General features: G+C 61.9%; 27 protein-coding genes. 15 read left to right on the forward strand and 12 right to left on the reverse strand.

What is annotated here, in order from left to right; translation table 11 throughout:
• From P0D80_RS00005 to tnpA, 3 genes are all read right to left on the reverse strand, one after another.
• On the reverse strand, positions 1-362 hold a 362-nt coding region (locus P0D80_RS00005; RefSeq protein ID WP_459252754.1), incomplete at its 3' end, for an IS66 family transposase.
• 63 nt (positions 363-425) lie between these two features.
• A complete protein-coding gene (tnpB, locus tag P0D80_RS00010) occupies positions 426-764 on the reverse strand; it encodes an IS66 family insertion sequence element accessory protein TnpB (RefSeq protein ID WP_408280011.1) in 339 nt (112 codons plus the stop codon).
• A 9-nt stretch (positions 765-773) separates the two neighbouring features.
• Positions 774-1,133, reverse strand: a complete 360-nt coding sequence (gene tnpA / locus P0D80_RS00015; protein WP_408280014.1) for an IS66-like element accessory protein TnpA — start codon at positions 1,131-1,133, stop codon at positions 774-776.
• Positions 1,134-1,458: 325 nt separating this feature from the next.
• Here tnpA and imuA point away from each other — a divergent pair, with 325 nt between their 5' ends.
• The 3 genes from imuA to P0D80_RS00030 are packed head-to-tail and all read left to right on the forward strand — an operon-like array spanning position 1,459 to position 7,569.
• A complete protein-coding gene (gene imuA / locus P0D80_RS00020) occupies positions 1,459-2,298 on the forward strand; it encodes a translesion DNA synthesis-associated protein ImuA (RefSeq protein ID WP_408182099.1) in 840 nt (279 codons plus the stop codon).
• Positions 2,198-3,985 carry a Y-family DNA polymerase gene (locus P0D80_RS00025; protein WP_408280018.1) on the forward strand — a complete coding sequence of 596 codons (1,788 nt, stop codon included), beginning with the start codon at positions 2,198-2,200 and terminating at the stop codon, positions 3,983-3,985. Before imuA ends, P0D80_RS00025 begins: the two co-directional genes overlap by 101 nt.
• Positions 3,986-3,990: 5 nt before the next feature.
• Positions 3,991-7,569: an error-prone DNA polymerase gene (locus P0D80_RS00030; protein WP_408280021.1), complete on the forward strand. Its 3,579-nt coding sequence runs from the start codon at positions 3,991-3,993 to the stop codon at positions 7,567-7,569.
• 124 nt (positions 7,570-7,693) lie between these two features.
• On the opposite strand, the gene P0D80_RS00035 is transcribed toward P0D80_RS00030, so the two are convergent.
• Positions 7,694-8,608, reverse strand: a complete 915-nt coding sequence (locus P0D80_RS00035) for a dTDP-4-dehydrorhamnose reductase family protein (RefSeq protein ID WP_408280023.1) — start codon at positions 8,606-8,608, stop codon at positions 7,694-7,696.
• 13 nt (positions 8,609-8,621) lie between these two features.
• Positions 8,622-8,873: a heavy-metal-associated domain-containing protein gene (locus P0D80_RS00040; protein WP_408280026.1), complete on the reverse strand. Its 252-nt coding sequence runs from the start codon at positions 8,871-8,873 to the stop codon at positions 8,622-8,624.
• Between the two features lie 126 nt (positions 8,874-8,999).
• Here P0D80_RS00040 and cueR point away from each other — a divergent pair, with 126 nt between their 5' ends.
• From cueR to P0D80_RS00060, 4 genes are all read left to right on the forward strand, one after another.
• A complete protein-coding gene (gene cueR, locus P0D80_RS00045) occupies positions 9,000-9,422 on the forward strand; it encodes a Cu(I)-responsive transcriptional regulator (RefSeq protein WP_132375218.1) in 423 nt (140 codons plus the stop codon).
• A gap of 306 nt (positions 9,423-9,728) precedes the next feature.
• Complete coding sequence (locus P0D80_RS00050) at positions 9,729-9,875, forward strand: DUF3563 family protein (RefSeq protein WP_012432419.1); 147 nt, start codon at positions 9,729-9,731, stop codon at positions 9,873-9,875.
• 230 nt (positions 9,876-10,105) lie between these two features.
• Entirely contained in the window at positions 10,106-10,450 is a 345-nt protein-coding gene (locus P0D80_RS00055; protein WP_132375217.1) for a hypothetical protein, read from the forward strand.
• A gap of 343 nt (positions 10,451-10,793) precedes the next feature.
• On the forward strand, positions 10,794-11,834 hold the full coding sequence (locus tag P0D80_RS00060) for an ABC transporter substrate-binding protein (protein ID WP_408280030.1): 1,041 nt from the start codon (positions 10,794-10,796) through the stop codon (positions 11,832-11,834).
• A gap of 168 nt (positions 11,835-12,002) precedes the next feature.
• Here the strand turns inward: P0D80_RS00060 and P0D80_RS00065 are convergent, their stop codons facing one another.
• Positions 12,003-12,848, reverse strand: a complete 846-nt coding sequence (locus P0D80_RS00065) for a 23S rRNA (adenine(2030)-N(6))-methyltransferase RlmJ (RefSeq protein WP_408280032.1) — start codon at positions 12,846-12,848, stop codon at positions 12,003-12,005.
• Here P0D80_RS00065 and P0D80_RS00070 point away from each other — a divergent pair.
• On the forward strand, positions 12,792-12,935 hold the full coding sequence (locus P0D80_RS00070) for a hypothetical protein (RefSeq protein ID WP_408280672.1): 144 nt from the start codon (positions 12,792-12,794) through the stop codon (positions 12,933-12,935). The two genes, P0D80_RS00065 and P0D80_RS00070, sit on opposite strands and share 57 nt — an antisense overlap.
• 127 nt (positions 12,936-13,062) lie before the next feature.
• Here the strand turns inward: P0D80_RS00070 and P0D80_RS00075 are convergent, their stop codons facing one another.
• On the reverse strand, positions 13,063-14,034 hold the full coding sequence (locus P0D80_RS00075) for a potassium channel beta subunit family protein (RefSeq protein ID WP_408182089.1): 972 nt from the start codon (positions 14,032-14,034) through the stop codon (positions 13,063-13,065).
• Positions 14,035-14,257: 223 nt separating this feature from the next.
• On the opposite strand from P0D80_RS00075, the gene P0D80_RS00080 reads away from it, so the two are divergent.
• The gene (locus P0D80_RS00080) at positions 14,258-15,055 is read left to right on the forward strand and encodes a 3-hydroxybutyrate dehydrogenase (protein WP_132375213.1); all 798 of its coding nucleotides are present in this window, start codon (positions 14,258-14,260) and stop codon (positions 15,053-15,055) included.
• 10 nt (positions 15,056-15,065) lie between these two features.
• The gene (locus P0D80_RS00085; RefSeq protein WP_408182088.1) at positions 15,066-16,304 is read left to right on the forward strand and encodes a DUF3734 domain-containing protein; all 1,239 of its coding nucleotides are present in this window, start codon (positions 15,066-15,068) and stop codon (positions 16,302-16,304) included.
• 220 nt (positions 16,305-16,524) lie between these two features.
• Here P0D80_RS00085 and P0D80_RS00090 read toward each other — a convergent pair whose 3' ends face one another.
• Complete coding sequence (locus P0D80_RS00090; RefSeq protein ID WP_408182087.1) at positions 16,525-17,724, reverse strand: amino acid aminotransferase; 1,200 nt, start codon at positions 17,722-17,724, stop codon at positions 16,525-16,527.
• Between the two features lie 463 nt (positions 17,725-18,187).
• Here P0D80_RS00090 and uvrB point away from each other — a divergent pair, with 463 nt between their 5' ends.
• The 5 genes from uvrB to P0D80_RS00115 all read left to right on the forward strand — a co-directional run bounded on the left by uvrB (position 18,188) and on the right by P0D80_RS00115 (position 23,919).
• Positions 18,188-20,281: an excinuclease ABC subunit UvrB gene (gene uvrB / locus P0D80_RS00095; RefSeq protein WP_408182086.1), complete on the forward strand. Its 2,094-nt coding sequence runs from the start codon at positions 18,188-18,190 to the stop codon at positions 20,279-20,281.
• A gap of 330 nt (positions 20,282-20,611) precedes the next feature.
• Positions 20,612-21,160, forward strand: coding sequence for an iron transporter (locus P0D80_RS00100; RefSeq protein WP_408256007.1), 549 nt, complete (start codon positions 20,612-20,614; stop codon positions 21,158-21,160).
• 102 nt (positions 21,161-21,262) lie between these two features.
• Positions 21,263-21,595: a cupredoxin domain-containing protein gene (locus P0D80_RS00105; protein ID WP_132375208.1), complete on the forward strand. Its 333-nt coding sequence runs from the start codon at positions 21,263-21,265 to the stop codon at positions 21,593-21,595.
• 75 nt (positions 21,596-21,670) lie between these two features.
• Entirely contained in the window at positions 21,671-22,516 is an 846-nt protein-coding gene (locus tag P0D80_RS00110) for an FTR1 family iron permease (RefSeq protein WP_132375207.1), read from the forward strand.
• Positions 22,513-23,919: a 4Fe-4S binding protein gene (locus tag P0D80_RS00115; RefSeq protein ID WP_132375206.1), complete on the forward strand. Its 1,407-nt coding sequence runs from the start codon at positions 22,513-22,515 to the stop codon at positions 23,917-23,919. Before P0D80_RS00110 ends, P0D80_RS00115 begins: the two co-directional genes overlap by 4 nt.
• 287 nt (positions 23,920-24,206) lie before the next feature.
• Here P0D80_RS00115 and P0D80_RS00120 read toward each other — a convergent pair whose 3' ends face one another.
• From P0D80_RS00120 to P0D80_RS00135, 4 genes are all read right to left on the reverse strand, one after another.
• Positions 24,207-24,473: a hemin uptake protein HemP gene (locus P0D80_RS00120; RefSeq protein ID WP_408182082.1), complete on the reverse strand. Its 267-nt coding sequence runs from the start codon at positions 24,471-24,473 to the stop codon at positions 24,207-24,209.
• 198 nt (positions 24,474-24,671) lie between these two features.
• A complete protein-coding gene (locus tag P0D80_RS00125; RefSeq protein WP_408182081.1) occupies positions 24,672-25,154 on the reverse strand; it encodes an SRPBCC family protein in 483 nt (160 codons plus the stop codon).
• 24 nt (positions 25,155-25,178) lie between these two features.
• On the reverse strand, positions 25,179-25,577 hold the full coding sequence (locus P0D80_RS00130) for an OsmC family protein (protein WP_408182080.1): 399 nt from the start codon (positions 25,575-25,577) through the stop codon (positions 25,179-25,181).
• A 155-nt stretch (positions 25,578-25,732) separates the two neighbouring features.
• Positions 25,733-26,611: a pirin family protein gene (locus P0D80_RS00135; protein WP_132375202.1), complete on the reverse strand. Its 879-nt coding sequence runs from the start codon at positions 26,609-26,611 to the stop codon at positions 25,733-25,735.
• Positions 26,612-26,670 lie beyond the last annotated feature (59 nt).

Here is a 26,670-nt window from a genome sequence, read left to right on the forward strand (position 1 = left end):
GGCAGCGCTGCGCGCTTCGGTTGCTGGGGTGACAGCTCGGCTGTGGCTTGTGGTTGAAGCTGCTCGAGCTCCACTTCAATGGCGGCCAGATCCGTGTCGATCGCTTCATCCAGCAGGTTCATCTGATCGCTGCTGAGCTGTTCGCTGCGTCGGCCGAACTGCTGGCGCCTGAGGATCGATATCTCGTGGGTCAACTGGTCGATACGGGTCTGCCGGTAACGCAGTTCCCGTTCCTTCTCGCCGACTTCCCGGGTCTTCTCATCAATCTCCCGGTCTCTGTCCTCGACCTGGGCAATCAGCTGCGCGGCGAGCGCGCGCAACTGTTCCGGGCTGAGGGCGTTGAGATCGGCGGGCAGGTCCATGCGGACGAGTCTGCCAGAACCTCGGAGAGCGCGAAAGCGCAACCGTTTACGTCATTGCGGGCGTCATACGACACGGATCACGCCGTCAGGACCGATGCGTTGCCACGGCAAACCCACCACCAGACCGGCGAGTTGCTCCTGCGTCAGCGCGTGATGCTTCGGCTCGCTACCAGGGTAAGGCCAGACAAACTGTCCCTCGTTCAGCCGTCGCGCTGCCAGCCAGATTCCAATCCCGTCGTGAACCAGCACCTTCAGACGGTTGGCCCGCCGGTTGGCGAACAGATAAGCATGATGTGGATGCGCGGCGCCGAATACGGTTATCACCCGGCCCAGTGCCGTATCAAAGCCGGCCCGCATGTCCAGCGGCTCGACCGCCAGCCACACCTGATCAATGCGGATCACGCGAGCCACTCACGCAGCCAGGCGGCGCTCTGATGTCGGCCAGCTAACCGTGATCGACTGGTGCGCGCGACGCACCTCGACGCGGATCTCGGCCGGGCGAACGTTCATCGTGTCGAGCGGTACCGGCACGAATGCCGGCGCCTCTGCGGACTGCACAGCCACTTCGCTGGACGCGACCGCCACCCGGGCGCTCCCTTCGGCCTGTTCCACCCAACGTCGGAGCAGATTTGCGTTCAACTTGTGGTGCAGGGCGATGGCCGCGAGCGACACTCCCGGGCCCTGACAAGCCGCAACAACCTGAGCCTTAAACTCCACGCTGAAGCGGCGACGCCGCCGCCTTCCAATTGGCGCTTCTTCGATAGTGTTCACGTGTCCACCTATTTTAAGTGGATACGATGCTCCCAAGACCCTCAGCCCAACTCAAGACGGGATGACCGGGCGCTTACCTCGACTCCTCCCATCCCTTCACAACAGCCCAACCTGAAGCATAAAAATAGCTGTTTCAACAGATATAAAGGCTGTCCTAAAAACAGCATTCATCACTTCCTCAAGCCCCTTCCTGCGCCCACCGGGCTGTATCCCTCCGTCTTAACATCCATCCCAAAATACTGTATAAATATACAGTAAAAACTCGTCACCTCATGCTTGCTCGATGCCGGGCAGGGCGGAGCATTCCCTATTCAAGAGCGTGTCTATGGCAGCAGCGATTCAGCTTGCGACGACCGCGCTGTCGTCTAAATTACGGCGTCAGGTGTGGCAGGGCAATGAGCTTGCCGAGGCGGACTCGCGTGTAATTTCCAGCGGCTATGCCACGCTGGATCAGTTGTTGCCGGGACAAGGCTGGTCGGCTGGCGGTCTGACAGAGTTGTTGGTTGAGCATGGTGGAGTGGGTGAAGTACGGCTGCTAGCTCATGCGCTGCGTCATCTGACGAAGCAAGCCGGGCGGCATGTCATGCTCGTGGCGCCTCCGTATCAGCCATGCGCTGCCGCATTGAGAGCTTGGGGTGTCGATGTCGAGCGAGTCTTATGGGTGCGCTCGAGTGAAGACCAGGCCCTGTGGGCCGCTGCTCAGGCCTTGAAGCAGGATGGCATCGGCGCGGTCCTGGTTTGGCTGCCGAATGCGCGTGCCGACAAGGTCCGACGCCTGCAAGTGGCGGCTCAGGAGTCGGCATCGCTGGCATTTTTGATCCGGCCTGTCGAGGCCGCCACGCAATCTTCCCCAGCGCCATTGCGAATGATCTGCGAGCCGCTTTTGCCGGCCAATGCGCAGACGATCAACCGTCGTCAATGGCTGCAGGAGATTGGTTTGTCGATCGACATCTTCAAGCGTCGCGGGCCGCCGCTAGCCGAGCCTCTTCGTCTCGTTTTGCCTTTACAAAGCGTCTTGTTGCCGGAAGACGGAGTCGACCGTCATCAAGGGCCAGAGATCAAACATGCTGTGGATCGCAGTCACATTGCCACTCTTGTCGCTGGAAGCGGTGAAGCCTCTCGCGCCGCTCCAGGATGGTTCGCTCGCGAAGCCGAATCGGCGTGAGTCGCGCGACGAGACAAGCCAACTTCACGATGCCGAAGACATCGGTGGAGGGCGTTGTTACGCCCTAGCCGATCACGCGCACATCCTGATGCCGGATCTCGACGCGCTGCGTGCCGGCGTGCATGCGGGTCATTCGCGTTCGTACGCCTTGGCGTTGGCACCGGGGCTTGAACTGCTTGCCGCCGATGCCGCCCGCGAAACTCAGGCATTCGAAGCCATAGCGCTTGCCTTGCTGACATACACGCCGAAAGTGTCGCTTGCCGACGCGCACACCCTGTTGCTGGAAGTCGGCTCGGGTTTGAGATTGTTCGGCGGCTTGCGCGCGTTGTTGTCGCGGGTGTCTGCCACGGTGGCGGAATTCGGCTATACGGCGCGCATCGCCTGTGCGCCGACCGCCTGGGGAGCGTGGCTGTTGGCGCAGGCGCGCGCCGTTCGGCAGGGCCATCGCTGGCACGTGGTCAAGGAGACGTCGCTTGCGCGCGTCCTCGATGGCTTATCCGTCTCGCTGCTGCCGGTCACGCAGGCGCATCGCGATGCGTTTTCGCACGTCGGCTGTACGACGCTGGCCGATTTGCGTCAATTGCCACGTTCGGGTGTCGTGCGACGTTTCGGCAGCGGCATTCTGGATCTGCTGGCGCAGGCGTATGGCACGCGCCCGGATCCACGCGAATCGTTTCGCGCGCCGGCGTCGTTTCATGCGCAACTGGAGTTGCCCTCGCGGGTCGATAACGCGGATGCATTGCTGTTCGCCGCGCGTCGGCTGATCGTGCAGTTGGCCGGCTGGCTGAGCGCGCATCATGCAGCGCTCAGCGGTTATACGTTGCTGCTCGAGCATGAATTGGCGTCCCGTCATGCACAGAAGACATCGAGCCTGAAGGTCGCATGGGCCATACCGTCGCGTGATGCCGAGCATCTGATCTGGTTGTTGCGGGAAAAGTTGAATCAGACCGTGCTGGCGGCACCGGTCATCGAATTGAAGCTGGTCGCTGAGCAGATCGGTGAATATGCCGGGCAGTCGGACACCTTGTTTCCCATGCCCGAATCGGATGGCGATTCGATTGCGCGTCTGCTGGAGCGCCTGAGCGCTCGATTAGGGCCGGAGAATGTGCTGCAGATGTCGGTGCAGGACGATCATCGTCCCGAGCGGGCAATGCGCGTCGAAGCCTACCAGGCGCAAGCGTTTTCGCGCAAGAAGCGTTCGCCTGCGAAGTCCCGGTCGAAGATCAAAGCGGACAAAACCTGGCTGACCGATGAGTTGCGGCACGCTGCCGCGGAGGAAGGGCGCGAAGACAGTGAGGCGCTCGCCTACGCGATCGAGGCGGCTGAGGCGACCCAGGCACCCCAACGCCCATCCAAAACAAACGACGCCAAAAACACCAGCACATCCGCACCGCAACCCGGCAACGCACAGGCATCCCTTGACCTACCTGACAGCGCATTACCTTCCCAGCCTCGCCCGGTCTGGATGCTCGACAAACCGCTGCGCCTGATGATGCGCGACCAGCGGCCGATCTATCGCCGGCCGCTGAAAATGCTCACGCGTACCGAACGGATCGAAGCAGGGTGGTGGGACGGCAACCGTGTCGAGCGGGATTACTACGTTGCAGCCGACGACCGCGGGCACATGTTCTGGGTATACCGCGAACGCCTCAGCGGCGAGTGGTATTTGCAGGGTTTGTTCGGCTGACCATCATGCCTCTAATCCAGCCATCATTCCTCGCGCAGCCGCCGCTCGCCACCCAGTTGCCGGCGTATGCGGAATTGCATTGCCTGACTAATTTCTCTTTTCTGCGTGGCGCGTCGCATCCTCATGAACTCGTCGAGCAGGCGATGTCGCGCGGCTACAGCGCGCTCGCCATCACCGATGAATGCTCATTGGCAGGCGTCGTGCGCGCCCACACGGCGTTGAGGGAAATCAAAGCGGAGCGGGACCGTCAGCAGAAAGAGCGCGAGGAAAAGGCCAAGGCTGCGCAACCGGAAGCGCCTTTGGAAGACGCGACAAAAACCGGAACGTTGCAACAGGAAACCGTGGAAGCCTCGGAAACCGAGGCACTAAAACCCCTCCCTCAACTGATCATCGGCAGCGAACTCAATCTGACCGACGAAACCGGCGAGCCTTTCTGCACCCTGGTCGCGCTAGCAACCAACCGCAACGGTTACGGCAACCTTTCCGAGCTGATTACGCTAGCCCGCTCGCGTGCGGACAAAGGCAGTTATCGCCTCGGTCCGTCCGACTTCACCGATTCCTTGCCCCATCTGGCACATCTGAAGACGTTGCCCGATTGCGTCCTGATGCTCGTGCCGCAGCGCGCGGCGACGCTCTCGCATACGCTGCGTTGCGCGCATTGGCTCGCATCGTTCGCTGCACAACGGGCATGGATCGCGCTCGAACTCTGGCAAACGGGCAGCGATGATCTTCAGATCGACGCCCTGCGCATGATTTCAAAAGCGAGTGGTTTGCCGCTGGTCGCGGCGGGCGGCGTTCTCATGCATGCCCGATCGCGCAAGCCTTTGCAGGACACAATGACAGCCATCGGCCTCGTTACGCCGCTATCGCAATGCGGCCACGCGCTCGAGGCGAATGCGGAGCGGCACATGCGTACGCGCGTGCGGTTCGGCAAACTGTATCCGCGCGATACGCTGGAAGAAACGCTGCGTATCGCCGCGCTATGCCGCTTCTCGCTCGACGAACTCAAGTACGAGTATCCCGAAGAACTGGTGCCCGCCGGCGAGTCGCCGTCGAGTTATCTGCGCAAGCTGGTCATGGCCGGTGCGATGGAGCGCTGGCCCAAAGGCATGGACCTGAAGCGAATCGGTCAGATCGAAAAGGAGTTGGGGCTGATCGCCGATCTGAAATACGAAAAGTATTTTCTGACGGTGCACGATATCGTGAGTTTCGCGCGCTCCAGAAACATTCTCTGCCAGGGGCGAGGTTCAGCGGCGAATTCGATCGTCTGTTATTGCCTGCACGTGACGGAAATCGATCCGGTGCATATGAACATGCTGATCGAGCGTTTCATCTCTCGCGCGCGCAACGAGCCGCCTGATATCGACGTCGACTTTGAGCATCAGCGGCGCGAAGAGGTCATTCAATATATCTACACGAAGTACGGCCGTCATCGGGCGGCCCTGACTGCATCGCTGATTACGTATCACGCGCGTAGTGCGCTGAAAGACGTCGGCAAGGCGCTGGGTCTCGAGGCGTCGTTGATCGAGCGGATCAGCAAGTCGCAACAATGGTGGGACGGCACGGATGCAGTCGCCAAATATCTGGCCGAAGCGGGCTTCGATGCCAACTCGCACATCACGCGGAACCTGATTCGTTTGACCCAGGAGTTGCGCAGCTTTCCGCGTCATCTGTCGCAACACGTCGGCGGTTTTGTGATCGCGAAAGACAAGCTGTCGCGACTCGTGCCGATCGAGAACGCGACGATGAAAGACCGCAGCGTAATCGAATGGGACAAGGACGATATCGACGCGCTCAAGCTGCTGAAAGTCGACGTGCTGGCGCTCGGCATGTTGTCGGCGATTAGGCGCGCGCTGGAATTCGTCGCATTGAGGCGCGGTTTTCCGACGTTCAGGGTGCAGGATATTCCGCGCGAGGATCGCGCCGTCTACGAAATGTGCGGCCATGCCGATACGATCGGCGTATTCCAGATCGAATCGCGTGCGCAGCAAAGCATGCTGCCGCGCCTGAAGCCCAACAAGTACTACGATCTCGTGATCGAAGTGGCGATCGTGCGGCCCGGGCCGATTCAGGGCGGCATGGTGCATCCCTATCTGCGCCGCAAGCAGGGGCTCGAACCGGTTGACTACGCGAAGGATGAGTTGCGTCCCGTACTCGAACGTACGCTCGGCGTGCCGATTTTCCAGGAACAGGTCATGCATCTGGCGATGGTTGCGGCGAAATATACCGGTGAGCAGGCCGATCAGTTGCGGCGCGCGATGGCCGCATGGCGGCGCAGCGGCAACCTGGCGAAGTATCAGAAGGATTTGAGCGACCGCATGTCGGCGCGCGGTTATGAACAGGAGTTCATCGACCGTATCTGCAAACAGATCGAAGGCTTCGGCGAGTATGGTTTTCCGGAGAGCCATGCGGCGAGCTTTGCGTTGCTCGTTTATCTCAGCGCGTGGTTGAAGCGCTATGAACCGGCTGCTTTTCTGGCAGGTTTGTTGAACAGTCAGCCGTTGGGGTTTTATTCGCCGTCGCAACTCGTTCAGGATGCGAAGCGTCACGGCGTCAAGGTATTGCCGCCCGACGTGACCCTGAGCGATTGGGAGTCGACATTCGAAAGACGCGGTCATGAAGGACAGCGGATCTCAGCGGACGAAACCTGTTTGCATCGTCAACAGGCCGTACTATCCGCGCAGCAATTGCGCGATCTTTCGCTGCGGCGCCTGACGGTGAGCAGGACGGTCCGGCGCGCGGCACAGCGGTTGACTGCCCGCGTGTTTCAATCGTCGGATACCTATGGCGCTCGCGGTCCCGCCGTGCGCATCGGCATGCATCTGATCAAGGGGCTGGCACAAGGGGCCGCCGAACGCATCATGGCGGCACGCGACGAGGCGCAGTTTACCGATGTCGACGATCTGGCACGCCGTGCGGCCTTGACGCGGCGCGATCTCGAAGCGCTTGCCGCGGCGAACGCGCTGGTCAGTATCGCGGGACATCGGCGCGAAGCATGGTGGGCCGTGACGGCGCAGCACACGGTGCCCAAACTGCTGCGCGACGCACCGATCGCCGAAGCGCCGCTGCTCTTGCCGCAGGCAGCCGAAAGCCGCGAAATCGTCGACGACTATGCGAGCCTCGGCCTCACGCTCAATCGCCATCCGCTCGCGTTGTTGCGCGCACGCCTTGCTCACCATCGTTTTCGCACGGCCGCCGAACTCGCCGCGTGCCAGCACGGCACGCTGGCGCGAGCGTGCGGCATCGTCACCGTGCGGCAGCGGCCGGGCACGGCAAACGGCACGGTGTTCGTTTCCATCGAAGACGAGACCGGGTCGATCAATGTGATCGTCTGGCCGTCGCTAGTGGAAAAGCAGCGCAAGGTTTTGCTGGGCTCGTCGTTGCTCGCGGTCTACGGCGTTTTGCAGCGCGACGACGGCGTGGCGACCGGCGGCGACAATGCCGGAAATGGCGTGAGCGCAAACCAGGCAGGCAAAGCGAAACGGAAAAACAAAGGCGAGGTGATCCATCTCGTCGCCCATCGCCTCGAGGACCACAGCGAATGGCTGGGTGAACTGGCCACGGCGAGCCGCGATTTTCATTGAGGGCGGCTTGCGGCTGTTAAACCCGCACGACCGCCATCAGGCTGTCGTGCCGGCGCATCGCATTCATGGCAACACGGGTGACCCGCCGTGGCCAGCCCTATCTACCCGACGAGACGTTCTACGCCTACGCAGCACCTCGCCACGGAAACACGGCTAACACTTGCCGGATCGCCGCATCGAACGGTGTGCGGCGGCCGATCCCGAGCGCCTCGAGCCGGCTCGAAGCCAGGTGGCAGTTATGCGGGCGCGGCGTCGCATCGGTCGGCGTGTGTTGCGGCGTCAGATGCGCGCCGACTTGCAACGCTTCGGCAAGGCGCACGGCGATTTCGTACTTGTTCATCGGTTCGTCGCCGGACCATTGCACGATGCCGCGGATCGCGTCGCCCCGCGCATGCCGTTCGAGCATTTGCCGGATCACGAAAGCGACGTCCGGCGTGAAGGTGGGATAACGGATCGCCCATGCATCCATGACGGCGGGTTTGCCATCGGGCGCGGCCGACGCGGCGATCGCCGGCACGAGACTCGTCACGGCAGACTCCGCCCAACTGACGATCGGCCCGTACAGCAACGGCAAACGCAGCACGCAGCCGAGGTCGGTCGATTCAGTCAACGCACGCTCGCCTTCGAGCTTGCTGCGCCCATAGGCATTGAGTGGCGCGGGCGCGGAATCGTGCTGGTAGGGCGGGTGCGTGCCGTCGAACACGTAATCGGTGGAGATCGACAGCGTCCATGCGCCGCGCCGGTTCGCCGCCGCGGCAAGGGTGCGCACCGCGTCGACGTTCAGCGCGCGGGCCAGTGCGGGATCATGCTCGCACACGTCCGGCCGACGCTCCGCCGCGGCAATCACGAGCGCGTCCGGCGCTTCGCGCTCGACGAACTGCTCGACTGCCTGCGCGTCGCGAATATCCAGCGCGACCGTGCCCGGCGCCAGCCGGCTGAAAGCTGTGGCGACGACTTGCCAGCCGGTCTGCTGCGCCAGTTCGTCGACGAGCGCGCGGCCAAGCAGCCCTGAGGCACCAATGACGGCAACTTTGAACATGACGTGAGCTCGCTCACCGGGCGGCGCCGGACGCGCCGTTTGTCGTGGCGTTTGTTGCGCCATTCGCGATGCCCGTCACCGTGTATCCGGCCTCGTCGATGGCGGCCTTCAGCGTCTCAGCCGGTTGCGCCGATTCGACCGCCACTCGCCCGGATGCCAGATCGACGTGGACTTTCGCGGCTTCATCGTGTTCGCGGATTGCGTTCGTAATCGCCGCCACACAGTGCTGGCAGCTCATGCCTTCTACCTGGAATTCGATTGTCATCGGGATTGCCTCGGGAAAATGGATAGTGCGATGGTTGAATTATGCCTGCCGATCCGCAATTGAGTGGTACACCTTCCCATCATGGGAAGGTGTACGATCGACGTACATAGACTGGGGGAAAGAGCCATGAATATCGGTGAAGCAGCCCGCGCGTCGGGCGTCACGGCGAAAATGATTCGCTACTACGAAAGCGTTGACTTGCTGGCGGCGAAATCGCGCACGAGCGCCGGTTACCGCGTATACGGCCCGCAAGAGGTGCATTCGTTGCGCTTCATTCGCCAGGCGCGCCGGCTCGGCTTTCTGGTCGAAGACATTCGACGGCTGCTGGCACTGTGGCACGACCGCTCGCGCGCCAGTGCCGAAGTGAAGACGATTGCGTTGGAACACGTTGCGGAACTGGATCGCCGCATCGCTGAACTGACCGACATGCGCGACACACTGGCGCACCTGGCCGACCATTGTCACGGCGACGACCGCCCCGATTGTCCGATCATCGAGCGACTCGCGGATACCGATCTGGTCTCAGGACAGGGTTGTCATCCAATTTGAGATGGTCTTTTTGGCGTTCGGCGCAACCTAGCAGCTGGGTTAGTTGCGACCTAATTGACATTTGCACCAATATCGTGCGTTAAAATATGGGGCGGTATTGATTGTCGCCAAAAATCCGTCTCAATTTAAGCCAAATCAACTAGTTACGTGCACCGTACTCGTGCACCATTCCAAAACGGAATGCACGTCATGCGGGCATTTCACTAGTCAGACTGCGCTATAAGGCTATAATCCGGGTTAACCCTTTTACGGGAAATCCCTGATGCCCAATCCACCGGGGATTCAATCTGATCCTTGGAGAACATCATGTTTGCATACGTACTTGAAAAGCTGAGCACCTGGTTTGAAACCGCTGAACGCACCCGCCGCGAAGCCTATCTGGCGTCGTCGTCGGATATCGTCCAGCTCGAACAGCGCATCCGCTCGCTCGAAACCAACGGCTACTCGCTGTAAGTTTCAACACCATCAAGTTTGACCCGGCAGCGCTTGTCGCGCAGCCACGGCAGCAAAAGCGTCAAGCCCCGTCCATGCGGGGCTTTGTCACATCTGCACGTCGAAAATTTCAATCCGACGGCGTCTGCGGGCTATTTGTGGCGAATATCGACTAGCCTCGCGGCGACCGTCGCGGTATGGTAAAGCGTTTTCTGCGAAATCCGGCTTTCCCACACTCAACCGGTCCGCCCATGTCACCTGTCCGCCCGCTCAAATCCCTCCTGGCCGTGACCATTGCAGCCTCGCTGACCACGGTTTTTGCCATGTCGAGCGCTTGTGCTGCGTCGACCAGTGCGCGCAAGCCGGTGATTCTCGACTCGCAGAACGGCATCAACGACGGCCAGAGCGGCACCGTGCTGCAGACCGCGCCGCTTTCGCATCAGCCGATCGTCGAAGCGCAGCCGATCGCGACGCCGGCCGAACTGGCGCCGAATTCGACAATCCCGATCGTCGTTGCGCCTTATATCCAGTTGCCTGCGGGCGGAGGCATGCCGCTGCCGCAACCGCAGCCTCGTCCAGTGCCTCGGCCGCAATAAGTGCTCGCGACGCGGCCGTTCCCGCCAGCTCTGTTCCATATCCGTTGATCCTTCGGGTGCGCGGCTAATCCCACCGCCTCGTGGACGCCTGCGCGAGCACGCCCGCGATGAACGCGGCCCGCCTTACACGCCGACGACGGCAGCGCGTGATTGCTGGGCGTGAGCACAGGCACGGGATCGGACATATGTGCCGACTCGCTGCGTGCGCCATTGGGGTTTGGGCGCATGGCGCGTGCGAAACCGTCCGACGACAATCATCGCGCGGTCTCTCGCTAGCGACGCGGGCCACACATCAAGCCCGGCGCCACCGTATCGAACGAAAAACAGAATAAGGAGACATCGAATGCCGACTCACTGGATGCGGCAAGCCGCCGGCGCCTGCGTCACGCTGCTTGCACTGGCCGCGCTGCCTAGCGCCGCGCTCGCCAAAGACACACCGGAAAAGCCCACGCTGACGATGGCAGTCGGTGGTCTGCCGGGCCTCTACTATCTGCCGGTGCTCGCTGCGCAACAGTTGGGCTACTTCAAGGACGAAGGCCTCGACGTCACGCTCGAGGATTTCGCGGGCGGATCGAAGGCGCTGGAAGCGGTGGTAGGCGGCAGCGCCGACGTGGGTGCCGGCGCATTCGAGCACACGCTGTTCATGCAGGAGAAAGGGCAGCACTACCGGGCGTTCGTGTTGATGGGACGCGCGCCGCAGATCGTCGTTGCCGTGTTGAAGTCGAAGGCGGACCAGCTCAAGACTTTGGCGGACTTCAAAGGCGCGAAAGTCGGCGTGAGCGCGCCGGGATCGTCGACGGATCTCGTGCTCACCGTGGCTTTGCGCAAAGCCGGCGTGCAGCGCAACGAGATTTCGGCGATCGGCGTGGGCAGCGGCGCCTCCGTGCTCGCCGCGGTAAGCGGCGGCCAGATCGACGCGCTCTCCAACGTCGATCCGATGATGACCAAACTGACGCGCAGTGGCGCGATCAAGGTGCTGGTCGATACGCGCACGGTAAAGGGCACGCAAGAGGTATTCGGCGGGACGATGCCGGCGGCGACGCTCTATGCCTCGGACAATTTCATCCAGAAGTATCCGAAGACGACGCAGGCGCTGGCCAATGCAATCGTGCGCGCGGATCACTGGCTGCAGACCGCAAGCGATGCCGATCTGCTGAAGATGGTGCCGCCGGCTTATCTGCTCAACGACTCGGCGCTGTATGTGGAGGCCTTCCACAACGTGCGCGACGCCTATTCTCCGGACGGCTTGATGCCCGCGGACGGTCCGGCGACGTCATTGCGCGCGTTGTCTTCGTTCGATAGCCGGCTCGATCCGAAAAAGATCGACCTGAACGCGACCTATACCAACGACTTCGCGCGGAAGGCTGACGCGCAACTCAAGTAGGCGGCGGCCCGGACTGACTGAGGAGCCGGACCGGCTGCGCGCGTCGTGCGCGCGTGGCCGGTGACAACGTTAGGACGGCTCGACGAACCGCGTAAGCTCGGAGGCCACAAAAACTCGTAGCCGACAAAAGCTCAGAGCCGAAAAAGCTCGCTTCCCACCACAAGAAGCTCAGTCGCCGCGATACTCCACCTTGAACTGCGCGGCCTTGTCCTCGCCAAGCGTCTTGACGAGCCAGGGCATCTGGTCCTTCAACGTTTTTGCCAGAGTATACGGCGGGTTCAGAATGAACATGCCGCTGCCGAAAAGTCCAAAACCATCTTCTGGCGGATTGCTGACAGTCAGACTCACGTGCAGCCAGTTCCGGTCCTGCAGCTTCTTCAGTTGATCGGGGAAGCGCTGCGACTCAGGGCGTCTCACCTGCGGATACCAGACCGCATACGTACCGGTCGGAAACCGCTTCAGGCTTTCTTCGACGCAGCGCAGTGTGCGCGTGTAGTCGCGCTTGTCCTCATACGACGGATCGAGCAGCACCAGCGCGCGGCGTGGGGCCGGCGGCAACAAGGCAAGAATGCCGTCGAAGCCGTCCCCCGCATAGAGCATGGCGCGGCGGCCCGCGTCGCGGAAATTGTGGCGCAGCACGTCGATTTCGGTGGTGTGCAGCTCGAACAGACGCATGCGGTCCTGTTCGCGCATCTGCCGCCACGCGATATACGGCGAGCCGGGATAGAAGCGCAGCTGGCCGTCCGGATTGAGCGCGCTCACTTCGTCGACGTAGTCGGCGAACATCGGCGGCAGATCGTTGCGTCCCCACAGTTTGCCGATGCCGGTCTGGAACTCGCCGGTTTTGGTCGCGTAACCTTCCTTCAGCGAGTAGACGCCGGCGCCCGCATGCGTGTCGATATACCAGTAGGACTTGTCCTTCTGACCGAGGTAGCGCAGGAGCTGCAACACGACGGCGTGTTTCAGAACGTCGGCGTGATTGCCTGCATGAAAGGCGTGGCGGTAGCTGAGCATGATGAGGAGACGCTGAAAGAGGGCGTGCCGCTCCAGGGCGGATTCGGCGATGCGGCTGCAATGTGGCTGCACAACGCGGACATATAGCGCCGGTGTGCAGCGCGGTCGCGTATTGTACGCGACGCCGCGTCGCGCCCCGCGCATTGCAGCGAGCTCCACGCGTAACACAGCCGCGCTACCGCCACGGCAATGTTACGCGGTCGCGCGAGTCCGGTCAGTCGTGGGCGTCGCCGATAATTTCCTCGATTCGGGTTTTGATCTCCGGTGTGATCCGCTCGGCCACCTCGGCGGACTTCATGTTCTCGCCGATCTGTTCAACCCGCGACGCACCTGTGATCACCGTACTCACATTGGGATTCTTCAGAATCCAGCCAATGGCGAGCTGACCGACGGTGCAGCCCAACTCATCCGCCACTTCGCCGAGCTTGCCGACCACGTTGTTCTTGCCGGCGTCGGTGACCTGCTTGCGCAGCCAGTCGTAGCCCTGCAATTGCGCGCGGCTGTCGGCCGGCACGCCGTCGCGGTATTTGCCGGTCAGCAGGCCGGATGCAAGCGGGCTCCAGGTGGTCAGCCCGAGGCCGATATCCTCGTAAAGCCGCTTGTATTCCTGCTCGACGCGGTTGCGATGGAACAGGTTGTACTGCGGCTGCTCCATGACCGGCTTGTGCAGATGATGCCGTTCCGCGATGTCGTAAGCAGCGCGGATTTCATCGGCGCTCCATTCGGACGTGCCCCAGTACAGCGCCTTGCCGCGAGTGATCATGTCGCTCATGGCCCAGACGGTTTCCTCCACCGGCGTGTTCGGGTCGGGACGATGACAGAACACCAGATCGACATAGTCGAGCTGCAGCCGTTTGAGCGACGCGTCGATCGCGTTCAGCAGATATTTGCGGTTCAGCGTGTGGTACTGGTTCGGCGCTTCCGCGAGTCCCCAGAAGAATTTCGTCGACACCACGTAGCTCACGCGCGGCCACGCCAGCTCCTTGAGCGCCTGGCCCATGATCTCTTCGGACTTGCCGCCGGCATAGACCTCGGCGTTGTCGAAGAAGTTGACTCCCGCGTCGCGCGCGGCCGCGAGCGATTCGCGCGCCGCGTGGGTGTCCACCTGATTGCCGTAGGTGACCCACGAGCCGATGGACAGCTCGCTGACTTGCAGGCCGGAACGGCCCAGACGTCGATAATTCATGCATTGCTCCTTGTTGGTGATGCCACCGGAATCCCGCCGAAAACGTCCAGTTTAAAGAGATACGCTTCGATGTGCTTTTAACCGATGGAGTTCACACGGTTCATGCACAATAGCAGCGTTGGCCGCAGTGCAGCATTCGGCCGAACGGCCTATGCCGTTTGGCTGACTTCACGCCGCCCGCGGCCCGTGGTCTCATTGCTCATCAACTGCATGGAGGTTCTAGATGTCGTCAACGAACACGAATCTGAATGGCAAGGTTGCGGTGGTTACTGGCGCCGCAAGCGGCATCGGCAAGCAGATTGCGCTGACTCTTTCCGCGGCGGGCGCGGCTGTCGCGATCGCCGACCTGAATCAGGACGGAGCGAACGCCGTTGCTGAAGAAATCAAGAAGGGCGGCGGCAAGGCAATCGGCGTGGCGATGGACGTCACGAACGAAGACGCCGTCAATCAAGGCATCGACAAAGTGGCCGCGGAACTCGGTTCGGTCGATATTCTCATTTCCAACGCCGGCATCCAGATCGTTAACCCGATCGAAAACTATTCGTTTTCAGACTGGAAAAAAATGCAGGCGATCCACGTGGACGGCGCCTTCCTGACCACCAAGGCCGCGCTCAAGCACATGTACAAGGACGATCGCGGCGGCATCGTGATCTACATGGGCTCGGTCCACTCGCACGAAGCGTCGCCGCTCAAATCGGCCTATGTGACGGCCAAGCACGCGCTGCTGGGTCTCGCGCGTGTGCTGGCTAAAGAAGGCGCAAAGCACAACGTGCGCTCGCATGTCGTGTGTCCTGGTTTCGTGCGCACGCCGCTCGTCGACAAGCAGATTCCCGAACAGGCCAAGGAACTGGGCATCAGCGAGGAAGACGTGGTGAAGCGCGTCATGCTGGGCGGCACGGTCGACGGTGTCTTCACCACGGTGGAAGACGTCGCGCAAACGGTGCTGTTCCTGTCCACCTTCCCGACGGCGGCGCTGACCGGCCAGTCCTTTATTGTGAGCCACGGCTGGTATATGCAATAAGGAGGTGCCTATGGCGCAACGCAATCTCAAGCGGGCGCGCGTCGGCGCGCCCGGCGACGGGGAAGGCGAGGGCGCCGGTCCGGCGCCCGCCGCGCATCCCGGCCGGCACCTCCATTTGCCCAACTACGAAACCGTTGCCTTGATGCTGCAAGGCGGCGGCGCATTGGGCGCCTATCAGGCTGGCGTCTTTCAGGGACTTTACGAAGCCGGCATCGAGCCGAACTGGCTGGCCGGCATTTCGATCGGCGCGTTGAATACGGCGATCATTGCCGGCAATCCGCCCGAAAAGCGGGTCGAACGGCTGTTGCAATTCTGGGAGACGATCTGCCAGCCGGCCTTCGGGCCGCCGTTGCCCGCGTTTATCGAACACGCCCTCTTCAATTCCAGCGATGCCGTGCGTAAGGCCTTTACGGCAACGCAGGCAATCGGCGCCATCGTCGAAGGGCAAAAGGGCTTTTTCGTACCGCGCTTTCCGCCGCCGTTGCCCACCGTGTCCGGGCCGCCGCAACTGGCCAGCTACTACGACACCACGCCGTTGAAGGCCACGCTCGAAGCGTTCTGCGATTTCGATCGGATCAATTCGAAGGAAATGCGCGTCTCAGTGGGGGCGGTCAATTGCGGCACGGGGAATTTCGCGTACTTCGATAACACGCATACGACGCTCAGGCCCGAGCATTTCATGGCGTCAGGCGCGTTGCCGCCCGGCTTCGCGGCGGTCGAGATCGACGGCCAGTACTACTGGGATGGTGGCTTGATGTCGAACACGCCGCTCTACGAAGTGATCCAGTCCACGCCGCGTCGTGACACGCTCGCCTTCCAGGTCGATCTCTGGAGCGCGATCGGGCCGGTGCCGGACAACATCACCGACGTGCAAGGGCGCGTGAAGGACATCCAGTATTCGAGCCGCACGCGTCTCGTGACCGATATGCTGCAACGGTCGCAGCGGTTCCGGCACGTGTTGCGCGAGGTGCTGGATCGCGTGCCGTCCGATCAGCGTGACGATCCGTGGTGCAAGCTTGCCGAAGATCTGTCGTGTTCGAAGCGCTACAACGTGATCCATCTTATCTACCGGCACAAGGAGTACGAAGGGCACTACAAGGACTTCCAGTTCGGTCTGTCGACAATGCGAGAACATTGGCAAAGCGGTTTGGAAGATATCCGCCATTCGCTTGCGCAACCGGATTGGCTCGACATGCCGGATAACGATGCGGGTTTTGTTACGCACGATATCCATCGGGATTCGCGCTGAAAGAGCCACGGGTCCGAGTGGCGCATGACTGAATGAAGTGGGTCGCGGCAATTGTGGCAGTCCTTGCTTGTGTCGAAAGCGGCCTTGCTCGAGCAACAGGCAACAAGCAAGTTGCAAACGCAATCAGGCCGCAAACAAAAACGGCGCCCTAAAAAGGGCGCCGTTTTCACAAGCATTTCCAGCGGAGCGGGTGCAATGAATGCCCGCGCCCGCCAATACCTTACTTCAACACGTGAGCGACCGCGTTAGCCACTACGTCGAGGTTGCGCGTATTCAGCGCAGCCACGCAGATGCGACCGGTGCTCACGGCGTAGATGCCGAACTCTTCGCGCAGACGGTCCACTTGCGGTGCCGTCAGACCCGAGTACGAGAACATGCCGCGCTGCGCGTTCACGAAGCTGAAGTCGCGATCCACGCCGCTCGCCTTCAGACGCTCGACCAGACCGTTGCGCATGGCGCGGATACGGTCACGCATTTCGGCCAGTTCGGTTTCCCACGTGGCGCGCAGTTCCGGCGACGCGAGCACTGCCGCGACCACCGAGCCGCCATGCGTCGGCGGGTTCGAGTAGTTCGTGCGGATCACGCGCTTGAGTTGCGACAGCACGCGAGCGGCTTCTTCCTTGCTTGCCGTGATGATCGACAGCGCGCCGACGCGCTCGCCGTACAGCGAGAACGACTTCGAGAACGACGACGACACGAACACGTTCAGTTCCGATGCAGCGAAGAGACGCACTGCCGCAGCGTCCGCTTCGATGTTGTCGCCGAACCCTTGATACGCGATGTCGAGGAACGGCACCAGATTGCGCGCCTTGACCACTTCGACAACCTGCTTCCATTGCTCGACGCTCAGGTCCACGCCGGTCGGGTTGTGGCAGCACGCGTGCAGCACGACGACAGTGCCGGCGGCGTAGCTGTTCAGCGCGCTCAACATGGCGTCGAAATTCACGCCGTGCGTGTGCGCATCGTAGTACGGGTACGACACGACTTCGAAGCCTGCGCTTTCGAACAGCGCGCGGTGGTTTTCCCAGCTCGGATCGCTGATCGCGACCTTGGTGTTCGGGTTCAGGCGCTTCAGGAAGTCCGCGCCGATTTTCAGCGCGCCGGTGCCGCCCAATGCTTGCGCCGTCACGACGCGGCCCGCTGCGATCAGCGGCGAGTCGTTGCCGAGCAGCAGTTTCTGCACGGCGGCGTCGTAAGCGGCAATGCCTTCGATCGGCAGATACCCGCGCGGCAGCGCGGCTTCGACGCGAGCCTTTTCGGCGTCGCGCACGGCGCGCAGCAGCGGAATCTTGCCTTCTTCGTTGAAGTACACGCCGACGCCAAGGTTGACCTTGGTGGTGCGCGCATCGGCGTTGAAGGCTTCGTTCAGGCCCAGAATCGGGTCGCGGGGAGCAAGTTCGACGGCGGAGAACAGAGACATGATGGGTGGGCAGCAGTAGTGAGAAGAGGGCGGCTTCGATCGCGGACGGCCGGCCCAGCGACGTCCGACGCAAAACGCGGACGGGCGGCGGACAACGGCGAGCGAGCGCAACTTCGCATTGTAACGAATTCGCGACCGTTTTTCGGACGCCAACGCCGTTCGTAGAGTTTTTTTGCTTGAAAAACAGGCACTCCGGCGCCACCTGGCAATAGCGGCGCTGCCTGGCAGGCGGCGCGGAGAAGCCAAGCGAGCGGCACGCAACCAAGCGTGGCCAAGGCTTGTAGTGAGCGTCGGCTGCCATGACCAGAAGCCGCGAGAAGCCGCGCGGCTGCTCCAAAGGGCCGTACCATCGCGTCGGACCCTACCCACGCGAGCGGCCCCAAACCCTACGCAGACCCGCTCGGTCTTCGATTCCCGCAACCCGTTAGAATAGTTCTTTGCCCAAGGCCCGGTGCCGCCCCCCATGTCCGAACAACATCTGACTGAAGCCGAAGAGACGCTCGACGAATCCAAATTCGTCAGGTTCGAAGGCTCGCCGTTTCAGCTCTACCAGCCGTATCCGCCCGCCGGCGATCAGCCCACGGCGATCGACACGCTCGTCGAAGGCGTCGAGGACGGCCTCGCGTTCCAGACGCTGCTCGGCGTGACCGGTTCCGGCAAGACCTTCACGATGGCCAACACGATCGCGCGGCTCGGCCGCCCGGCCATCGTGTTCGCGCCGAACAAGACGCTCGCCGCGCAGCTCTATTCGGAGTTCCGTGAGTTCTTCCCGCGCAACGCGGTCGAGTACTTCGTCTCGTACTACGACTACTACCAGCCGGAAGCGTACGTGCCGCAACGCGATCTGTTCATCGAGAAGGACTCGTCGATCAATGAACATATCGAGCAGATGCGGCTGTCGGCCACCAAGAGCCTGATGGAGCGGCGCGACGTGGTGATCGTGGCGACCGTGTCGGCCATTTACGGTATCGGCAATCCATCCGAATACCACCAGATGATTCTGACGCTGCGCACCGGCGACAAGCTCGGTCAGCGCGACATCATCGCGCGGCTGATCGCCATGCAATACAACCGCAACGAAGCCGACTTCCAGCGCGGCTCGTTCCGCGTGCGTGGTGACACGATCGATATTTTCCCGGCGGAGCACGCCGAGATGGCGGTGCGCGTCGAACTGTTCGACGACGAAGTCGAAACGCTGCAACTGTTCGATCCGCTCACCGGCCGCGTGCGTCAGAAGATTCCGCGTTTCACGGTGTATCCGTCGTCGCATTATGTGACGCCGCGCGATACCGTGGTGCGCGCGGTCGAAACGATCAAGAACGAACTGCGCGAGAGGCTCGAATTCTTCTATAGCGGCGGAAAGCTGGTTGAAGCGCAGCGGCTCGAACAGCGCACGCGCTTCGATCTGGAAATGTTGCAGGAGCTGGGCTTCTGCAAAGGCATCGAAAACTATTCGCGGCACTTCTCCGGCGCCGCGCCCGGCGAGCCGCCGCCTACGCTGGTCGACTACCTGCCGTCGGACGCGATCATGATGCTCGACGAATCACACGTGCTGATCGGCCAGTTGAACGGCATGTACAACGGCGACCGTGCGCGTAAGGAGAATCTGGTCGATTACGGCTTCCGTCTGCCGTCGGCGCTCGACAACCGGCCGCTCAAGTTCAACGAGTTCGAACGCAAAATGCGCCAGGTGGTGTTCGTGTCGGCCACGCCGGCCGACTACGAGCAGAAGACGGCAGGGCAGGTGGCGGAGCAACTGGTGCGTCCGACTGGCCTCGTCGATCCGGAAATCGAGGTGCGGCCGGCGCGCAGCCAGGTCGACGACGTGCTCGGCGAGATCAACGAGCGCGTCAAGGTGGGCGACCGCGTGCTGGTCACGGTGCTGACCAAGCGCATGGCCGAGCAGTTGACGGAGTTTCTGGCTGATCACGGCGTCAAGGTGCGCTATCTACACAGCGACATCGACACGGTGGAGCGCGTCGAAATCATCCGCGATCTGCGTCTCGGCACCTTCGACGTTCTGGTGGGGATCAACCTGTTGCGCGAAGGGCTGGATATTCCGGAAGTGTCGCTGGTCGCGATTCTCGATGCGGACAAGGAAGGTTTTCTGCGCGCTGAGCGCTCGCTGATCCAGACCATCGGACGGGCGGCGCGGAATGTGAACGGCAAAGCGATTCTCTACGCGGACAAGGTCACCGACTCGATGCGTCGCGCGATCGACGAAACCGAGCGGCGGCGTAACAAGCAGATCGCCTTCAACCTCGAGAACGGCATTACGCCGCGCGGGGTGGTCAAGCGCATTCGCGACATTATCGACGGCGTGTACAACGTCGACGATGCTCGCGCCGAACTGAAGGAACAGCAGGCGCGCGCGAAATTCGAGGACATGTCCGAGAAGCAGCTTGCCAAGGAACTCAAGCGCCTCGAAAAGCAGATGATGGAGCACGCCAAGAACCTCGAGTTCGAGAAGGCCGCGCAGACCCGCGACCAACTCGCGTTGCTGCGCCAGCGCGTGTTCGGCGCGAACGTCGGCGACCACGTGTCGGGCGTCGACTAGTCGTCCTTCCGCCTCGGGGCGCGGCAACGTGCCGCGCCCTGTCGATCAATGCCGGGCACTCGCCCGGCCTCGCATCATTCCATTCCAGCACTTTCTTAAGACCGCCTTAAGACCCTGCTGCCACAAGGCTTTGCGTGCGTTCTGATTTGTTCTCCCTTGCGATCGATGATAAACTCGACCAATATTGAGAATGGTTCGCATTAACGTTCGTACTGCCGCCTGGCTGGCGATCGATCGCGGTGCTCAACGCCCGCGACCGCTGCATCGAGGTATGCGCGACGCACTGTTCCAATGGGTTCGATTCCAGTCTGATAAAAACAAGGAGTTTCAATGCGGATTTCTTCATTTGTGCGCGGTGGCGCAGCAGCGCTGGCCGCAGTGGCGGCTTTCTCGGCAGCGGCGGCGGAATATCCGATCGGCAAGCAGCAGATTCATGGCGGCATGGAAATCAACGCGGTCTATCTGCAGCCGATCACGATGGAACCCGAAGGCATGATGCGCAAAGCCTCGGATTCGGACATCCACCTCGAAGCGGACATTCACGCGGTCAAGAACAACCCGACCGGTTTCGCCGAAGGCGACTGGATGCCGTATCTGCAAGTGCACTATGAACTGACGAAAGCCGGTTCGACCCAGACGCAGAAGGGCGACCTGATGGCGATGGTCGCCAACGACGGTCCGCACTATGGCGACAACGTCAAGCTGCAAGGCCCGGGCAAATATCACCTGAAGATGATCGTCGAGGCGCCGATGCAAACGGGCCATATGGCTTTCGGCCGCCACGTCGACAAGGAAACCGGCGTGGGTCCGTGGTTCAAGCCGATCACACTCGAATACGACTTCACCTTCGCCGGAATCGGCAAGAAGGGCGGCTACTGATCGCCGCGCGTGAGTGAATGACCGAATGAGCTGAGCGAGCCAATGCAGCAGGCGGCGCGTCGGCGGTTGAATGCCAACGCGCCGCGTTTTCCGGAAGGGCTAATGAGAATCAACCGAAAGATCGCGATCTTCGCCGCCACGGCTTTGCTGGCGGGCGCGGCCCACGCAGCCGACCTGCCGACCTTCAAGCTGGAAATGAACGACGGCAAGCTGAACCCGGCCCGCATCGAAGTGCCGGCGGGGCAGCGTATCAAGATCGAAGTGCGCAACACCGGCAAAGGCGCGGCCGAATTCGAAAGTGTGCAGTTGCGCAAAGAAAAGGTGTTGGCGCCGGGCGCGGATTCGTTCGTCGTGATCGCGCCGCTCGAGCCGGGCGAATACAAGTTTTTCGACGATTTCCACCAGCAGGCGCAGGGCGTCATCGTCGCGAAGTAGTGGCTTGGGACGCGAGCGCCGGCCGTCATCAGGTCCGCGTTCGCTGGAAGCAGAAGCAGGTAGAGGGAGAGCTTGATGGGTCAGATTCTATTCATCGTATGGCGGGAAAGTGTCGAGGCGTTGCTGGTCGTCGGCATCCTGTACGCGTGGCTGAAAAATGGCGACGACGACGCGCGCCGCGGTTTGCCGTACCTGTGGGGCGGCGTGGCGGCTGGCGTGATAGCGGCGGTGGCGCTCGGCGCCGCGCTGGTCGGCTTCACCGAAGTGCTCTCCGGTGACGCGCAGGATTATTTCCAGACCGCGATGGTGCTGGTCGCCTGCGTGCTGATCGTGCAAATGGTGCTGTGGATGAAGCGGCACGGCCGCACGCTCAAGCGCGACATGGAACAGTCGCTGCAAAAGAGCCAGCGCGATTCGAACTGGTGGGGCGTCGCATTGCTGGTGGCGTTGGCCATTGCGCGTGAAGGCAGCGAGACGGTGATCTTTCTGTACGGGCTCGGCTTCGGCCAGTCGGGTCACGTGGACGCCAGCCAGACGCTCGCGGTCGTGATCGGCCTGGCGCTCGCATTCCTGACCTTCTACGTGCTGCAACTGGGCGGCAAGATCTTCTCGTGGCGGCTCTTTTTCCGCATCACGGAAATCATGCTGCTGTTTCTCGGCGCGGGTCTGTTCCAGACCGGTGTCGACAAGCTGATCGACAAGGAAATCCTGCCGACGATCGTCGACCAGATGTGGAATTCATCGGCGATCCTCGATGATTCGAGCACCTTCGGTTCGCTGGTCGCCACGCTCACCGGCTATCGCGCTCACCCGGCGCTGATGAATCTGATCGCCTATGTGGCGTATTGGGCGGTCGTCTATCTGCTGGTGCGCCGCGCGAATCGCAAGCCGGCGCCGCAAGCCGCCGGGCGCACGGCATGAGCACGGTCATGACCCGTCCGGGGCGCCTCGCGGCGGCCGGGCAGTGGATGCAACGTCACGGTGCCGCGATTCGCGGCATTCAGTGGGTCGTGGTGGCGGTGTACGCGTTTCTGATTCTGGTGCCGGCCGTGATGCCGCTGCCAGACGACACGGCGCACCTGTGGAACAACCTGACGCTCGCCGCGCAGTTCGTGTTCTGGGGTATCTGGTGGCCGTTCGTCTTGCTCTCGATGGTCATGCTCGGCCGCGTCTGGTGTGGCGTGCTGTGCCCCGAAGGCGCGCTCGCCGAATTCGCCAGCAAATACGGGCGAGGCTGGGCGATTCCACGCTGGATGCGCTGGGGCGGCTGGCCGTTCGTCGCGTTCGGCATCACCACCATCTACGGACAGATGGTGAGCGTCTACCAGTATCCGAAGGCCGTGCTGCTGGTGTTGGGCGGCTCGACTTTCGCGGCGATGATCATCGGCTTGCTATACGGACGTGAGAAGCGTGTCTGGTGCAAGTATCTGTGCCCCGTCAACGGGGTTTTTTCGCTTCTGGCGCGCCTCGCGCCGTTCCACTACAAAGTCGATGAAGATGCATGGCGCCGCTCCTACAAGAACGGCGAGCATGGGCATCGCGTGATTCCAATCAATTGCGCGCCGCTCGTGCCGTTGCGCAATATGAAGGGCGCGTCGGACTGCCATATGTGCGGACGATGCAGCGGCCACCGCGACGCGATTGCGTTGACGTGGCGCGCGCCGTCGTCGGAAGTGGTCCAGTTGGGCGACAAGCAGGCCAATGCGTGGGATACCGCGTTGATCCTCTATGGCCTGCTCGGCATCGCGATCGGCGCGTTCCACTGGACCGCGTCGCGCTGGTTCATCGATCTGAAGATGTTCTTCGCGAATTGGCTGGTCGATCACGACATCACCTGGCCGCTCGACACCAACGCGCCGTGGTTCCTGTTCACGCATTACCCTGAACAGAACGACGTGTTCTCGTGGCTCGACGGCACGATGGTGATCGGCTACATCCTCGCCACGGCACTGGTGTACGGCACCGCGCTGCTAGTGCTGCTGATGGGCGCGACGCGCATGCTGGGGCGCTTCAATACCGTGCGTCTGCATCATTTGACGCAAGGGCTGATTCCGATTGCCGGCGCGGGCGTGTTCCTCGGCCTGTCCGCTACCACGCTGTCGCTGTTGCGCGCGGAGCATGTGTCGTTGTGGTGGGCGTCGGATATGCGCATCGCGATTCTGGCAATTGCCAATCTGTGGAGCGCATGGCTCGCCTGGCTCGTCACGCGCCGCTATAGCGAGCGTTTCGTTCAACGCGGCCTCGCGATGGTGTGGTTTGCCGCGGCACTGGCCGTGGTCGATAGCGCGTGGTGGTTGATGTTCTGGGGCTGGGCTTCGAAGTAGCGCATTCAACGCTTACGGTCGCAGTAGTTAGCGCCGGCACAAAACAAAAAGCCGTGGAGATGACAACATCCCACGGCTTTTCCATTTTCCGCATGATCGGCACACGGCGTTGCGTGCTGCCGTATCGAGTGAGAACCAAAAAAAGCGGCCTGGCTTGCTGCGACGGCTGGCTTGGTGTCTGCACGAAGGGGTCTAGTTCTCACGTGCAAGCCGTCGTGGCTGGCTACTGCCCAACACCTCTCTGGGAGGTGGTCCCCACAATACCCGGTACTGACTGCTATTCGTTCCTACTTCGTCAGGATCAGCTTGCCTAAGCGCGTTGCCCGCAACTGATAGGTCTCGCCGTTATGCACGATGCTGACGTGGCTATGTCCTTGCAACAGAGCGTCGCTCCGTACGACTCGCTCCGACGTCTCACCCGAACCGTTAGTCCGATCCGCGCCAGGTTTCTGGCCGGTTGCCGATGCCGTTGCCGTCGACGTTTTCGGGCGGCTGGTCAGCGCGGCCGCCGGGCGGCGCAGGCTGAGTGTGGAAGGGCGCGTGGGATCGGTCATTCGTTTTAGCTGTTGGTCGATTCGATGGATTAATTCTAAATGATAACTATTCCCATTTACAAGGAAGAGAAATTGATCGGATTTGATTTTCGATAGTCTGTGGGGAGGAGAGGCGGAACGGCGGAGGAGTTTGCAGCAAGACCGCCAGCTCGTTCGGCGGTCTTGCGCTCAATGGCGAGCAGCGTGCCCGCGCGACATTCAATGCAGCGTGCCGGGCTCCTGTTTCGTTTGCACATACTGGCGAATCAGCCGAACGGTATCGATATCGTTCTCCCGATATGCCGACTTCACGATCTCCTGCGTCTGATGCGCGTCGGGATCGGTCGATTCGGGCAGCGTGGTCGCGTACTCGAAGCGCAGGAACAGTTGCAGTTCGTCCGGTTGCTCGATCGTCATGGTGAGCGAGCCGCCGACGTGATCGGCCGTCGGCAGAATGTCGTAGCGCACGCTCTGGCTCTCCTCCAGCGTGACGCGGTCGCGCACCGTGGCCTGGCCATAGTGCAACTCCCGTTCGAGGACGTTGCCTTCGCGCGAAAGAATCGTGCAACTATCGAGCCCCATCACGAACAGTTGCGGCTGTTCGGCACGCAGCACGAGACCCTCCCACAACTGCTCGCGGGTCATCGATTCGACAAACGGATTCAACGGGTCGTTGATCTGGATAAGGTGTTCGAAATTCAAAACGACGGCTTCCTATGAAAGCGTTTAAGCGACGGCGAGCCCCGAACGGATCGTGATCGAATGCGTGAGGATCTTGTGAACCGGGCACTGATTGGCGATTTGCAAGAGCCGTTCCCGCTGTTCGTCGGACAGATCGCCTTCGAGCACGATCCTGCGATCGATGGTCGTGCCCGCGTCGCCGGTTTCGAGCGAGAGCGTCACGCGCACGTCGGCGAGCGGCCAGTCCTTGCGCTGGGCGTACATCTTCAGCGTGATCGACGTGCAAGCACCGAGGCTCGACAGCAGCAGCGAGACGGGTGTCGGCCCGCGATCACCGCCGCCGAGCGACTCGGGTTCGTCGGCAAGCCATGTGTGCGTGCCGTCGTCGAAAAGAACCTGGAAATTCGTCGAACCGATGTGTGCGGTGACGGTGGACTCTGCCATGCGCGCTCCTGAACAGGGACGGAAATCGCCGCGCGCCACGGCCCGTTATCAGTGAACGGCGTGGCGCGCGGCCTGAATTGCTATTGTGAACGAATTTACCGGCCTTCGCGCCTCGGGTTGCGCCGCGGACGGGCCGTGCCGCGCCCGTCGACGACTCAATGCGTGATCGCGCCCATGCGCCCCGCCTGGTAATCAACGACAGCCTGGCGAATCTCGTCTTCCGTATTCATCACGAACGGGCCGTAGCGCACCACAGGCTCCTTCAGCGGCACGCCGCCTAGCAGCAGCACCTCGAGTGGCTCCGCGCCGGCCGTGAGCGTCACGGAGTCGCCATCGTTCTGAAACACGACCATTTTCTGCGCGTCGATTTCCTGACGCGCTTCGCCTTCACCGTAGAAGCCCTTGCCGGACAGGCTATAGGCAAACACGCGATAGTCGGCCGGTACCGGCTGCCGGATCGTCGCGCCCGGTTGCAGCGAGAAATGCTGGTACAGGATCGGCGTACGCGTTTCGATTGCCGCTTTGACGCCGAGCGCCTCGCCGGCGATCACCTTGACGCGCACTTTGCCGTCCGCGGAGGTCGCCACGGGAATGCTCGACGACGGAATTTCCTGGTAGCGCGGCTCGATCATCTTGTCGCGGCGCGGCAGATTCACCCACAGTTGCAGGCCGTGCACGCGTCCGCCGGTGCGGATGAACGACGGGTCCGGCATCTCGCTGTGCACGACGCCCGCGCCCGCGGTCATCCATTGGACGTCGCCGGCGTGCAGGGTGCCGGAATGGCCGGCCGAATCTTTGTGGCCGAACTGTCCCTCGAGCACATACGTGACCGTTTCGAAGCCGCGATGCGGATGGTCGGGCGCGCCTTTGGCCTCGCCCGGCGCGTAGTCGATCGGGCCCATTTCATCGAGCAGCAGGAACGGATCGAAGTCCATCAGCAGGCGGGTGGGAAACGGGCGGTGGACGATAAAGCCGCCACCCTCGGTCGTGCGAACGGCCGGGAACGTGCGTTCGATCGTGCGGGTCGTGCTCATCAAAGTCACCTCAAAAAATGGGGAATAGCGTTATTTTTGAAACATGGAGCTATTATAGG

Origin of the sequence: Paraburkholderia sp. RL17-373-BIF-A, from assembly GCF_046030175.1 — a bacterium.
In the GTDB taxonomy this organism is placed as follows: Bacteria; Pseudomonadota; Gammaproteobacteria; order Burkholderiales; family Burkholderiaceae; genus Paraburkholderia.

What these genes read in the sequence shown, in the direction of transcription:
- imuA (WP_408182099.1), top strand. Translation starts at nt 1,459, where the DNA reads ATGGCAGCAGCGATTCAGCTTGCGACGACCGCGCTGTCGTCTAAATTA.
- P0D80_RS00025 (WP_408280018.1), top strand. Translation starts at nt 2,198, where the DNA reads ATGCTGTGGATCGCAGTCACATTGCCACTCTTGTCGCTGGAAGCGGTG.
- P0D80_RS00030 (WP_408280021.1), top strand. Translation starts at nt 3,991, where the DNA reads ATGCCTCTAATCCAGCCATCATTCCTCGCGCAGCCGCCGCTCGCCACC.
- P0D80_RS00035 (WP_408280023.1), bottom strand. Translation starts at nt 8,608, where the DNA reads ATGTTCAAAGTTGCCGTCATTGGTGCCTCAGGGCTGCTTGGCCGCGCG.
- P0D80_RS00040 (WP_408280026.1), bottom strand. Translation starts at nt 8,873, where the DNA reads ATGACAATCGAATTCCAGGTAGAAGGCATGAGCTGCCAGCACTGTGTG.
- cueR (WP_132375218.1), top strand. Translation starts at nt 9,000, where the DNA reads ATGAATATCGGTGAAGCAGCCCGCGCGTCGGGCGTCACGGCGAAAATG.
- P0D80_RS00050 (WP_012432419.1), top strand. Translation starts at nt 9,729, where the DNA reads ATGTTTGCATACGTACTTGAAAAGCTGAGCACCTGGTTTGAAACCGCT.
- P0D80_RS00055 (WP_132375217.1), top strand. Translation starts at nt 10,106, where the DNA reads ATGTCACCTGTCCGCCCGCTCAAATCCCTCCTGGCCGTGACCATTGCA.
- P0D80_RS00060 (WP_408280030.1), top strand. Translation starts at nt 10,794, where the DNA reads ATGCCGACTCACTGGATGCGGCAAGCCGCCGGCGCCTGCGTCACGCTG.
- P0D80_RS00065 (WP_408280032.1), bottom strand. Translation starts at nt 12,848, where the DNA reads ATGCTCAGCTACCGCCACGCCTTTCATGCAGGCAATCACGCCGACGTT.
- P0D80_RS00075 (WP_408182089.1), bottom strand. Translation starts at nt 14,034, where the DNA reads ATGAATTATCGACGTCTGGGCCGTTCCGGCCTGCAAGTCAGCGAGCTG.
- P0D80_RS00080 (WP_132375213.1), top strand. Translation starts at nt 14,258, where the DNA reads ATGTCGTCAACGAACACGAATCTGAATGGCAAGGTTGCGGTGGTTACT.
- P0D80_RS00085 (WP_408182088.1), top strand. Translation starts at nt 15,066, where the DNA reads ATGGCGCAACGCAATCTCAAGCGGGCGCGCGTCGGCGCGCCCGGCGAC.
- P0D80_RS00090 (WP_408182087.1), bottom strand. Translation starts at nt 17,724, where the DNA reads ATGTCTCTGTTCTCCGCCGTCGAACTTGCTCCCCGCGACCCGATTCTG.
- uvrB (WP_408182086.1), top strand. Translation starts at nt 18,188, where the DNA reads ATGTCCGAACAACATCTGACTGAAGCCGAAGAGACGCTCGACGAATCC.
- P0D80_RS00100 (WP_408256007.1), top strand. Translation starts at nt 20,612, where the DNA reads ATGCGGATTTCTTCATTTGTGCGCGGTGGCGCAGCAGCGCTGGCCGCA.
- P0D80_RS00105 (WP_132375208.1), top strand. Translation starts at nt 21,263, where the DNA reads ATGAGAATCAACCGAAAGATCGCGATCTTCGCCGCCACGGCTTTGCTG.
- P0D80_RS00110 (WP_132375207.1), top strand. Translation starts at nt 21,671, where the DNA reads ATGGGTCAGATTCTATTCATCGTATGGCGGGAAAGTGTCGAGGCGTTG.
- P0D80_RS00115 (WP_132375206.1), top strand. Translation starts at nt 22,513, where the DNA reads ATGAGCACGGTCATGACCCGTCCGGGGCGCCTCGCGGCGGCCGGGCAG.
- P0D80_RS00120 (WP_408182082.1), bottom strand. Translation starts at nt 24,473, where the DNA reads ATGACCGATCCCACGCGCCCTTCCACACTCAGCCTGCGCCGCCCGGCG.
- P0D80_RS00130 (WP_408182080.1), bottom strand. Translation starts at nt 25,577, where the DNA reads ATGGCAGAGTCCACCGTCACCGCACACATCGGTTCGACGAATTTCCAG.
- P0D80_RS00135 (WP_132375202.1), bottom strand. Translation starts at nt 26,611, where the DNA reads ATGAGCACGACCCGCACGATCGAACGCACGTTCCCGGCCGTTCGCACG.